The 12,132-nt window shown below is 64.4% G+C and carries 6 protein-coding genes; all 6 read left to right on the top strand.

Going from position 1 to position 12,132, the window contains the following annotated elements; all coding sequences use genetic code 11:
- Window positions 1-145 precede the first annotated feature (145 nt).
- Window positions 146-1,264, top strand: coding sequence for a type VI secretion system protein TssA (gene tssA, locus JN280_RS37205; protein WP_202309170.1), 1,119 nt, complete (start codon window positions 146-148; stop codon window positions 1,262-1,264).
- Window positions 1,265-1,310: 46 nt separating this feature from the next.
- Window positions 1,311-1,820 (top strand): type VI secretion system contractile sheath small subunit, encoded by a 510-nt coding sequence (gene tssB, locus JN280_RS37200; RefSeq protein ID WP_202309169.1) that lies wholly within the window; start codon window positions 1,311-1,313, stop codon window positions 1,818-1,820.
- A gap of 3 nt (window positions 1,821-1,823) precedes the next feature.
- Complete coding sequence (tssC, locus tag JN280_RS37195; RefSeq protein ID WP_202309168.1) at window positions 1,824-3,317, top strand: type VI secretion system contractile sheath large subunit; 1,494 nt, start codon at window positions 1,824-1,826, stop codon at window positions 3,315-3,317.
- 22 nt (window positions 3,318-3,339) lie between these two features.
- Window positions 3,340-4,896: a type VI secretion system contractile sheath large subunit gene (gene tssC / locus JN280_RS37190; protein ID WP_202309167.1), complete on the top strand. Its 1,557-nt coding sequence runs from the start codon at window positions 3,340-3,342 to the stop codon at window positions 4,894-4,896.
- An 11-nt stretch (window positions 4,897-4,907) separates the two neighbouring features.
- Window positions 4,908-5,408, top strand: coding sequence for a type VI secretion system baseplate subunit TssE (gene tssE, locus JN280_RS37185; protein ID WP_202309166.1), 501 nt, complete (start codon window positions 4,908-4,910; stop codon window positions 5,406-5,408).
- Window positions 5,409-5,913: 505 nt separating this feature from the next.
- Entirely contained in the window at window positions 5,914-12,126 is a 6,213-nt protein-coding gene (locus JN280_RS37180) for a DUF4082 domain-containing protein (protein WP_202309165.1), read from the top strand.
- Window positions 12,127-12,132: the final 6 nt, after the last annotated feature.

The raw sequence follows: 12,132 nt of genomic DNA, 5'->3' as shown, positions 1-12,132 counted from the left end.
TCGAGGACAAGATCATGACGACGCCGAACCGCAGTCTACGAATTGTTCATGGTCTCTCCGGTATGGTCGCCCCGGCGGCGTGCGCTCCGGTCGCCGGAGCGAGCGCGCCTGATGTCACTGAGATCGCGGGCGAGGGGGGCTGCGCATGACTGCGCCGGTAGTCGACATCGACGGGCTGCTGGCCCCGATCCCCGGAGACCTGCCAGGTGGCACCGATCCGCGCTCGGACTCGTCGTCTTCGTCGCTCTATTACCGGACCAAGGATGCGCGCAATGCGGCCCGCTCGGCCGAGCGCGCGGCCGTCGAGATCGGGGCGCCCGCGCCCGACGAATGGGGAATTGTCGAGAGCACCGCGACCGAGATACTCGCCGGCCAGGCCAAGGATCTCGAAATCGCCTCCTGGCTGGTCGAGGCGCTGGTGCGCCGCCACGGCTTCGCCGGCCTGCGCGACGGGTTGAAGGTGCTGGCCGGGATCGCCGCCGGCCACTGGGGCCACTGCTTTCCCGAACTCGACGAGGATGGCGTCGAGGGCAAGGTCGCCGCGGTCTCCGGCCTCAGCGGCTCCGGCGCCGTGGGCACGCTGATCCAGCCGGTCCGGCTGACGCCGCTGACCTCGGGCACGCTCGCCAGCTATTCCCTGTGGAGCTACGAACAGGCGACGGAACTGGAGAAGCTGACCGACGCCGCGCGCAAGCAGTCGCGCATCGAAGCCGGCGCCGTGACGATGGAGCAGTTCCAGCAGAGCGTCGCCGAGACGCCGGCGGCGGAGTTCGCGGCGACCACGAAGCTGGTCGACGAATGCCTGGCCGCGCTGGCCGGGATGGCGGCAGCCTTCGACGCCGTCGCGGGCATGGACTCACCGCCCGTGTCGGCGCTGCGCGATCTCCTGGAACAGGTCAACAGCGCCCTGAGGCACTTCGCGGCCGACAAGCTCGCCGCCGCCGCTTACGACACGCCAGTCGAGGAGCCCGCCGCCGCCGAGGCGCAGCCCGCGGCCGAGGGCGGCTCGGCGCTGCCGGCCGTCCGCCGCATCGAAGGTTACGCCTCGCGAGAAGAGGCGCTGGCCGAGCTGGTGCGCATCGCCAGCTATTTCCGCAAGACCGAGCCGCATTCGCCGATCTCCTACACGCTGGAGGAAGCGGTGCGCCGGGCGCGCATGACCCTGGTCGAACTGCTCACCGAACTTTCGGAGGACCCCGCGCATATCCAGCGCATCCTCATGGCCGCCGGCATACGAAACCCGGAGGCCGCCGCCGGGGGCTAGCGTTTCGAGTTCACGTCGCATGTAAACACTCGCAGAGGGAATTGTCATGGCAGAGAGCGTCCAACAGAAACTGAACCGTGTGCGCAAACCCCGCGTTCACATCACCTATGACGTCGAGACGGAGGGAGCGCAGGTCCGCAAGGAACTGCCCTTCGTCGTCGGCGTGATCGGCGACTTTTCCGGCAAGCCCTACGAGCCGCTGAAGCCGCTGCGCGACCGCAAGTTCATCCAGGTCGACCGCGACAATTTCGACGAGGTGATGCAGCGCATGACGCCGGGCGCGGAGTTCAAGGTCGAGAACACTTTGGCCGGCGACGATACACAGCTCGCCGTCCAGCTCAAATTCAAGTCCATGGACGACTTCGAGCCGGCGGCGATCGTCGACCAGGTGGAGCCGCTGCGCAAGCTGCTCGCCGCCCGCAACAAGCTGCGCGATCTCATGTCGAAAGTGGATCGCTCGGAAGAACTCGAAAGCCTCCTCGAGGAAGTCCTCCAGAACACCGACAAGCTGAACGCCCTTGCGGGCGAGCTTGGCACCGACAAGCAGGGAGCGTGATCCATGACCGCTGAAGCCAAAACGGAAGACGGCGCGGCCGCGGCCGCCGAGACCGGCACACTGAGCCTGCTCGACCAGGCCATCGGCGTTACCAAGACGGCCGAGCCCGACGAGATGCAGGACCTCCTGCGCACCCTCACCTCGGAGGCCCTGTCCGGGACGGTGACGTTCAACAAGAACCTCACCCAGACCTTCAACAAGGCGATCGCCGCGATCGACGAGAAGCTGTCCAAGCAGCTTTCGGCGATCATGCATCATGAGGACTTCCAGAAGCTGGAAGGCTCCTGGCGCGGCCTCAACTACCTGGTCAAGAACTCGGAGACCAGCGCCACGCTGAAGATCCGTGTGCTCAACATGACCAAGAAGGACCTGCACAAGGATCTGACGAAGGCCGTCGAATTCGACCAGAGCCAGATCTTCAAGAAGATCTACGAATCGGAATTCGGCACGCCGGGCGGCGAACCCTACGGTGCGCTGATCGGCGACTACGAGTTCGGCAACGGCACCGAGGACCTGGAAGTGCTGCAAGGCATGTCCAATGTCGCGGCCGGCTCCTTCGCGCCTTTCATCTCGGCCGCCAATCCGTCGATGTTCGGCCTCGAGAGCTTCACCGAGCTCTCCAAGCCGCGCGACCTGGAGAAGATCTTCGAGAGCTCCGAATACATCAAGTGGCGCAGCTTCCGCGACAGCGAGGACAGCCGCTTCGTGACGCTGACCATGCCGAGGGTCCTGTCGCGCGTTCCCTACGGATCGAGCGGCCGGCAGATCGACGAGTTCAAATTCGAGGAAGCGCCGATCAACGCGGACGGCAAGACCACGGCGATGACGTCGGACCAGTTCACCTGGATGAACGCGTCCTATGCGCTGGGCGAGCGGCTGACAGCGGCCTTCTCGCAGCATGGCTGGTGCGTCGCCGTGCGCGGCGCCGAAGGCGGCGGCAAGGTGGAGAACCTGCCGAGCTTCACCTTCACCAGCGACGACGGCGACGTCGATCAGCAGTGCCCGACCGAAATCGGCATCACCGATCGCCGCGAGGCCGAGCTGTCGAAGCTCGGCTTCCTGCCGCTCTGCCACTACAAGTCTTCGGACTATGCCGTGTTCTTCGGCGCGCAGACGACGCAGCGCCCGAAGAAATACGACAAGCCGGATGCCACCGCCAATGCCGCGATCTCGGCGCGCCTGCCGTACATCATGGCGACGTCGCGTTTCTCGCACTATCTCAAGGTCATGGGCCGCGACAAGATCGGCTCCTTCCTCGAGGCCAAGGACTGCGAGACCTGGCTGAACGACTGGATCCGCAACTACGTCAACGGCAATCCAAGCGCCAGCGCCGACATGAAGGCGAAGTATCCGCTCGCCGAGGCGACCGTGACGGTCAAGGAGATCCCGGGCGCACCCGGTTCCTACAACGCGGTCGCCTATCTTCGCCCGTGGCTGCAGATGGAAGAGCTCACCGCCTCCATGCGGCTCGTGGCCCGCATCCCGCAGATGGGCTGACGGGCCGGCAAGGCGTAGCTCGATGGGCGAGGCGCAATCCGACGGGCCGGCGGCTTCCGCTTCCGACGCAGGAGAACGGGCCGGCGTCGCCCTGCGTGAAACGATCGTCGCCGCGGTGCTCGACCGCGGCGACGACACGCTTCGGGAAGTGTTTGCCGCCTTCCTCGCGGGCGAGGCCCGGGACGGCGGATTGTCGGCCTGGTTCGGCGACCGCATCCGTGCCGCCGCGTCGCGCCGCGACATTGGCGCCATCAGGCAATTCATCGCACGCGACATTGCCGCGATCGACGCGCTGATCGGCGATCTCCTCGACGCGATCCTTCATCACGAGGATTTCAGGCGTCTGGAGGCGAGCTGGCGCGGGGTGGACTATCTCATCGACCACGTCGAAAGCGACGAGAAGGTCAAGGTGCGTTTGTTCAATGCCACCTGGGCCGAACTGGCGCGCGACTTCGACCGCGCCGTCGAGTTCGATCAGAGCACGTTGTTCTCCAAGGTCTATAACGAGGAATACGGCATGCCGGGCGGCCTTCCCTATGGGCTGCTGCTGTGCGACTACGCGGTGCGCCACCGCTATCCGGCGGGCGCTCCGCAGCCCACCGACGATGTCGGTACCCTGGCCGGCCTGTCCCAGGTGGCTGCGGCCGCTTTCGCGCCCTGCGTGGTGAGCGCGGCGCCCGAATTGTTCGGTGTCCAGACCTTCGCCGACCTGTCGCACGCCCAGAAACTCGACACGGCCTTCAGGCTCGCCGAATATCAGCGCTGGCGACGACTGCAGCAGACGGAGGAGAGCCGCTTCCTCGGCGTGGTGCTGCCGCGCATCCTGCTGCGCGCCAGATATGACGACAGCCATTCGCGCCTGGACGGCTTCCGCTACCGCGAGGGCGGCAGCGGCATCGACGCGTGGCTCTGGGGCAGCGCCGTCTATGGATTCGGCGCGGTCGCCATCCGAGCCTTTCACGACTGGGGCTGGTTCGCCAACATACGCGGCGCCTATCAGGATCGCGAGGAGGCCGGCATCGTGACCGGCCTGCCGGCGCCGCGCTTCTCGACCGGCGAGGCCGTCGCCTACCGCCGGCCGCTGGAGGTCGAATTGACCGACAAGAAGCAGAAGGCGCTCGAGGACCTGGGCTTCATTTCGATGAGCCCCTGCAACTTCACGCGCTCCGTGGTGTTCCTCGGCACGCAGTCGCTGCATGTGCCGGCCGATATCCGCGACCCCGTCGAGCGGGCCAACAGCCGGCTCTCCTCCATGCTGCAATATGTGCTGTGCGTCAGCCGCTTCGCGCACTACGCCAAGGTCATGGCGCGCGACCGCGTCGGCGCCTATACGACGGCCGAAGACCTGGAAACCTATCTCAACGACTGGCTGCGCGGCTACATGCTTGGCAATGCCGACGCCGGGCCCGAACTGAAGGCGCGTTATCCGCTGAGCGGCGGCGGCGTGGAGGTGAAGGAGGTGCCGGGCCGGCCCGGCATCATGAACTGCGTTATGCATCTGCAGCCGCATTTCCAGTTCGACCAGATGGTGACCGGCTTCCGGCTGCGCACCGAAATGCAGGCCGCTCATGCCGGCTGACAGGATCTGAAATGGCAAGGCCCGCGACCAAGCTGCCGCCGCGGCTGTCGCTGTTCGACCGGCTGCTGCAGGGCGACAGCATCGAGACAGACCGCAATGCCGACCGCGCCATGCGCGAGTTGCGCGAGGCGGTGCGGCGCGACCTGGAGATCCTGTTCACCACCCGGCCGCGCTACCTGTCGATGCCGGCGGAACTGGAGGAACTGCGCAGCTCGGTTCTGTCCTTCGGCCTGCAGGATCTGCAGACCCAGCAATTGGCGACCCCGTCCCAGCAGGGCCAGTTCCGGACGCGCCTCGAGGCCCTGATCCGCCAGTTCGAGCCGCGTTTTCGGGACGTCAGCGTCGAGTTGCTGTCCGGCACCGACAAGCTGGACCGGACCCTGCGTTTTCGCGTCCATGCCGTGCTGCAGACGGATGCCACCAGCGAGGCCGTCGTCTACGACACGCTGGTCGACCCGGTTTCCGGCGGCCTGGTCCTGGCCGCCGGCGCGGGCTCGGAGCCGATCGGGTAACGAAGACGCCTCCCGGGCGCCGCTCCTTCGACCGGGATGACGGCCGTCGATTCGGCCCGCGGCTCAGGCCTCTTCCCGGTTCCGTTTTGGGGGCTACAAGATCCCTGCCATGAGTGCGAGTGCGCCCGCCATGGAATGAAACGCCAGTATTCACCAAATTTGCGCGCGGCCTCGCGGGACCGTGCATGCACGTCTCATAGCCATCTTCGGGGAAACGGCAGTTTTATCGGGCGAGGCGGTGGTGAAGATCGTCGAAACCCTATGCCGATCCGAGAATAGTCGGATCGATTCCTGAATTCGTGCTTCCGATATGCAACGCGCCGGCTTGGAGAACAGCTCGCCGGGATTGCCTTCATCAAAACGAGGGATGGTACCCTCCACCCATTGGTATCGTCCTTGGTTGTGCGAAAGCTGGCAGGATTGCCTTCCGTGGTCTGCGATCAGCGGACGACAATGGAGTAGGTGCTGTCCGGCCACGGCGGGTACGGCAGCCCATGGAGGCATGATGGCGACGTTCAACGGCACCAATGGCAACGACGTTGCGAATGCGAATACCGGGACGCTCACCGGTTTCTCGGGAGGCACGGTCGCCCAGCTCCAGGATGCCTCAGGCGATACCTTCAATGGCGGCAACGGCGCCGACACGATCGTCGCCGGCAGCGGCAACGACACGATCAATCTCGGCAGCGGCCAGTTCGTTGCAGGCGAGATCATAGACGGCGGCGGCAACAGCGCCACCGGCACGCGCGATCAGATCGTGCTGACCACGGGAGGCTCGGTCGACTTCTCCATCGGTACCGTCTCGGGGATCGAGACGCTGACGGGCAGCATCCTGGGCGACACGGTGACGATGACGGCCTCGCAGTGGGCCGGGTTCAGCACGATCAACCTCGGCTTGCTTTCGGACACGGTGAACGTCATTGCCAGCGGGAACATTTCGGCGCTCGCCACGCCGACGATCAGCAACGTCGAGACCGGCAATCTGACCGGAACGGCGGGCACCGATACCGTCACGCTCAGCGGCGCGCAGCTTAACGCCATCATCATCGGCTCCGGCAGCATCAATCTCGGCGCAGGCACGGGCGACACGATCAATCTGACCTCGACCTCCACCGACCTCAACACGCTGGGGGCGAACAATGCGTCCATCCAGGGCGTCGAGGCGATCTCTGCCGCTGGTGCTGCCTCCGGCGTGACGATAAGCCTGACGGGCCAGAGCGAGGCCTTCGCTATCACCGGAAGCAATCAGAACGATGTGATCACCGGCGGAACCGGGGCTGACACCATCGTCGCGGGCGGCGGGAACGACACTGTCAACATCGCAACCGGCCAGTTCGTCGCGGGCGAATCCATTGACGGCGGCGCCGACGGCGGCACAGGTACGCGCGATCAGGTCGTGCTTACAGGCAGCAGCGCGACGGTTAACTTTTCCGTTGGAACAATCTCCGGGCTGGAGACACTGACCGGCACGTCGGGCAACGACGCAGTGACCATGACCGCGGCGCAATGGGCTGGCTTCAGCACGATCAATCTAGGCAGCGGCACAGGCGACGTCCTCAACGTCGTGGCCAACGGCGGCATTTCAGCTCTTACGACACCCGCCATAAGCAGTGTCGAGACAGGCAGTCTCACCGGAACGGCCGGAACGGACAGTGTCACGCTCAGCGGTGCCCAGCTTGACGCCATCATAATCGGCTCCGGTACGATCAATCTTGGCGCCGGCTCGGGCGATACGATCAATCTCACCTCCACGTCCGCCGACCTCAACACGCTGGGGGCGAGCAACAATTCCATCCAGGGTGTCGAGGCGATCTCCGCTGCCGGCGCGGCATCGGGCGTCACGATCGCCCTTGGTGGCCAGAGCGAAGCCTTCGCGATCACGGGAAGCAATCAGAACGATGTGATAACTGGAGGAACCGGGGCCGACACGATCCTGGCCGGCGCGGGCGACGACACCGTCAATATCGCGACCGGCCAATTCGTCGCGGGCGAGTCCCTGCAGGGCGGTGCAGACAGCGGCAGCGGTACCCGCGATCAGATCCTGTTGACCGGCAGTAGCGCGACGGTCGATTTCTCGCTGGGTACCATTTCGGGTTTCGAGACCCTTACCGGCACCTCGGGCAACGACACGGTGACCATGACCGCCGCCCAATGGGCGGGGTTCAACTCGATCAATCTCGGCAGCGGGCCGAGCGATGTGCTCAATGTCGTGGCCGGCGGTGATCTATCGGCCCTCTCGACGCCGACGCCGAGCGGGATCGAGTCGCTCAACGTCGTCGGCACGTCGGGCAACGACGTGATGACGGTAAGCGGTGCTCAACTCGACGCGATGGTCGGAGGATCCGGTACCATCAATTTCGGTGCGGGCTCGGGCGACACACTCGATCTGACCTCGACCTCGGTCGATCTCAATCTGTTGGGGGCGAACAACAATTCGATCCAGGGCCTTGAGGCGATCTCGGCCGCGTCAGCTACATCGGGCGTCACCATCTCGCTCGGCGGCCAGACCGAGGCCTTTTCGCTCACGGGCAGCGCTTTCGCAGATACGATCACCGGCGGCTCCGGCAACGACACCATCGCCGGCGGCGCCGGCAACGATGTCATCGACGGGGGCGGCGGCACGGGCGATACGGTTGTGTTCAGCGGTGCCCGTGCCGACTATGCGGTCTCGCTGCAGGGTTCGACCTATACGATAGCCGACAATCGCGCCGGTTCTCCCAACGGCGCCGACAGCGTGACCAATGTCGAGAACTTCCAGTTCTCGGACGGAACGCGCACCGCGAGCCAGCTCAACCCGACGGTGCCCACCCAGAACAAGATTGCTCTTGAAAACCAGAAGCAGGGCAATCCCCAGAGCGAGTGGGGCATCCAAGGCGACGGCTCGGCCAACATCCAGGGTTTCGCCGCGGAGATCAGCACCAACATCGGCGGTACGGTAGAATTCAAGATCGCGACAGACTCGACCAACTACCGTATCGATATCTACCGCCTCGGTTACTACAATGGCGACGGTGCCCGGAAGGTGGCGTCGATCCAGAGGACGCTGGGCACGGCCCAGGTCCAGCCGCACCCAATCGTCGATATGTCGCGCGGTCTCATCGACGCCGGCAACTGGTCGGTTTCGGCGAGTTGGCAGGTCCCGCAGGACGCGGTCTCCGGCGTCTATATAGCCAAGCTGGTCCGCCAGGACGGTACGGAAGGGGCGAGTCATATTCCGTTCATCATTCGGGACGACGCTTCCACCAGCGATATCGTCTTCCAGACCTCCGACACGACCTGGCAGGCCTACAATGAATGGGGCGGCGCCAGCCTCTATTTCGGCGAAGTGCCGGTCGATCCCGCGAACATGATCGGCTATTTGCCGCCCAATTGCGGCTGCGGGGTCAATTCGATCGGCCGTGCAACGGCGGTGAGCTACAACCGCCCGATCGTGACCAACACCAGCGTCATAGGCGGGACGCACGACTTCATCTTCGGCGTCGAGCATTCGGCTATCCGCTGGCTGGAGCAGAACGGCTACGACGTCTCCTACATCTCGGGCGTCGATACCACGAGGGCCGGTGCCAACCTGCTGAACCATCAAGCCTTTCTCTCTGTCGGTCATGACGAATACTGGTCGGCCGAACAACGTGCCAATGTCGAGGCGGCGCGGGACGCAGGGGTCAATCTCGCCTTCTGGAGCGGCAACGAGGTCTATTGGAAGGTGCGGTGGGAAACGAGCATCGACGGCAACGGCACGCCGTACCGTACGATGGTCACCTACAAGGAAACCTGGGGCGGCACGCCCGACCCCAGCCCCATCGGCACCGGCACCTGGCGTGACCCGCGCTTTGCCGACCCTGGCCAGGAGCCGGAAAATTCGCTGACCGGCACCATGTTCACGGTCGACTCCTATCGGCTGGATACAATCACCATCCCCTACGAGTATTCCAACCTTCGCTTCTGGCGAAACACCGATGTCGCCAACCTGCAGCCCGGCCAGACCTATTCCCTGGTCCAGAACCTGCTCGGCTACGAGTGGGACTCCGACGTGGAGAACGGCTTCCGGCCCGCCGGACTGATCAACATGTCGCTGTCGACCGTCTCGGTGGACACCTATCTGCGGGACTACGGGACCCGGGTAGGGTCGGCCGACGTGACACACAGCCTGACCATGTACCGTGCCGAAAGCGGCGCGCTCGTCTTCGGAGCGGGTACGGTCTTCTGGTCCTGGGGCCTCGACGATCAGCACGAAGGCGCCGCGACACCCGTCGATCCGAATGTCCGGCAGGCGATGGTGAACATGTTCGCCGACATGGGTATCCAGCCCAGCACGCTGGATGCCAGCCTGGTTCTTGCAACGCAATCGACCGATACGACCAAGCCCACTTCGACCGTCACGTCTCCGACCCTGGGAGCGGCCTTCATCGAAGGGCAAAAGGTCACGATCACCGGGACCGCGCAGGATTTCGGCGGCGGCATTATCGCCGGCGTCGAGGTCTCGACCGATGGCGGACAGAGCTGGTGGAAGGCGACAGGCCGCGAGAACTGGAGCTACAGCTGGAACGTGCAGGCCAGCGGCACATACACGATCCTGTCCCGCGCGGTCGACGACAGTGTCAATCTCGGTACACCCTCCACGGGCGTTCAGGTAACGGTCAATCTGCCTTCGACGTCCAGTTTGTGGACCTTGGCGAGCAATCCGGCGACCGAAACGACGCTCGACAATGATACGATCGTCGAGAGCGGGGTCGAGCTCGGCGTCCGCTTCCAGTCGCTCACCGGCGGCGTTGTCGAGGGCATCCGATTCTACAAGGGCTTCTACAACCTCGGCCCGCACACCGTCAGCCTGTGGACATCGAACGGGACGCGTCTGGCCACCGGCTTGGCCGTGGGCGAAAGCATCAAGGGCTGGCAGACAGTGGTGTTCTCGTCTCCGGTGCGTATCGACGCCGGAACGACCTATGTGGCGTCCTACCACTCCGAGGGGTATTGGTCGTCTACCGACAACTATTTCACGTCGACCTATACGAATGGGGCACTCTCGGTTCAGCCTGGTGGCTCTGTCTACGCATACAGCAATAACCCGGGCGCTTTCCCGGCCAACACTCCGTTCAACAACACGAACTTTTGGGTCGACGTGGTCTTCAACCCCGATCCCAATCAGCCGCCGGTGGCGACCGACGACAGTTTTACGATCGGCAGGGACGGCACGCTTACCGTATCTTTCGCCGCGCTGACGTCGAACGACACCGACCCCAACGCCAATCAGCTTACCGTCACGGCTGTAGGCAATGCCACAAACGGAACGGTGGCCCTCGATGCGCAGACCGGAAACGTGATCTTCACGCCGACAGCGGGCTACAGCGGACCGGCAAGTTTCACCTATACGGTCTCGGACGGACTGGGAGGTACGGACACCGGCAACGTGGCCGTGACGGTCGAAGAGGGGCCGGCCGGGGTAACGTTCTTCCAGGGTACCGACGGACCGGCGGGGCCGGCGCATGACGAAGGCACGGCGTCGCTGGAACTCGGGATGAAGTTCATCGCATCGGCGCGCGGAACCATCACCGGCATACGCTTCTACAAGCCGTCAGGGGCCACCGGGACGCACACCGGCTCGCTGTGGTCCTCCACGGGCACGCTGCTGGCGACCGTCACCTTCACCAACGAATCCTTCAGCGGCTGGCAGACCGCCACCTTCTCCAATCCGGTTGAGATCACCAAGGGGACGACTTATGTCGCCTCCTACCACACGACCGGGCGCTATGTGGCGGATTCCAACTACTTCGCGACTGACCGTACCAGCGGGGCGTTGACGGCGCCGTCATCGGCGGCGAGCGGTGGCAACGGTGTCTATCGCTATGGAACGGGAACGTTGTTCCCAACGGCAAGCTATCAGGCTTCCAACTACTGGGTCGATGTGGTCTTCAACCAGTCGACTACCAATGCCGTCCCGGTCGCCAACAACGACAATGGCTATGTGGTCACGTCCAACACGCAGATATCGCTGGCCGCTTCCTCGCTTCTCGCCAACGATACCGATGCGGACGGCGACACGCTCGCCATCACGGGCGTTGGAAACGCGACCAACGGCACGGTGGCGTTCGACAGCAACAGCAATATTGTCACATTCACGCCCACGACCGGCTACACGGGACCGGCCAGCTTCACCTATTCCATCTCGGACGGGGCAGGCGGAGCGTCTTCCGCGACGGTCAACATGACGGTCAATCCGCCCGAGACGACGCAGAGCCTGTTCTCGCCAAACGGCACGCCGACGACCGTCACGGTCAATGATTCCGGCGGAGTCGAACTCGGGATGAAGTTCCAGGCCGACGTTGCGGGGTGGATCACCGGCTTCAAGTTCTACAAGGGGCCACAGAACACGGGGCCGCACGAAGCGCATCTGTGGACGTCGACGGGGACGCTGATCGCGTCGGCAACCTTCACAAACGAGACGGCGAGCGGCTGGCAGTCCGTGACCCTGCCGCAGGAGGTCGCGATCCAGGCCAACACGACCTACGTCGTGTCCTACCACTCGAACGGCTTTTATTCGGCAAGCCCGGGTTTCTTCGACACGGAGTTCTCAAACGGCAATCTCACCGCGTTGTCGAGCGGCTCGAGCGGTGGCAACGGGGTCTATGCGTATGGTGCGAGCGGCCTGTTCCCGACCAATACGTACAATGCGACCAACTACTATGTCGACGTCGCGTTCAGACCGCAGCTGGCGGCATAGGAGGAG

It is taken from the genome of Mesorhizobium sp. L-8-10, assembly GCF_016756635.1.
Taxonomy (GTDB): domain Bacteria; phylum Pseudomonadota; class Alphaproteobacteria; order Rhizobiales; family Rhizobiaceae.
The sequence above is the reverse complement of the archived record's forward strand: the minus strand, read 5'-3'. Positions and strand labels throughout refer to the sequence as shown.

Bases quoted from the DNA above. Each gene is read 5' to 3' on its own strand.
- tssC (WP_202309168.1), top strand. From the start codon at position 1,824: ATGACCGCTGAAGCCAAAACGGAAGACGGCGCGGCCGCGGCCGCCGAG.
- tssC (WP_202309167.1), top strand. From the start codon at position 3,340: ATGGGCGAGGCGCAATCCGACGGGCCGGCGGCTTCCGCTTCCGACGCA.
- tssA (WP_202309170.1), top strand. From the start codon at position 146: ATGACTGCGCCGGTAGTCGACATCGACGGGCTGCTGGCCCCGATCCCC.
- JN280_RS37180 (WP_202309165.1), top strand. From the start codon at position 5,914: ATGGCGACGTTCAACGGCACCAATGGCAACGACGTTGCGAATGCGAAT.
- tssE (WP_202309166.1), top strand. From the start codon at position 4,908: ATGGCAAGGCCCGCGACCAAGCTGCCGCCGCGGCTGTCGCTGTTCGAC.
- tssB (WP_202309169.1), top strand. From the start codon at position 1,311: ATGGCAGAGAGCGTCCAACAGAAACTGAACCGTGTGCGCAAACCCCGC.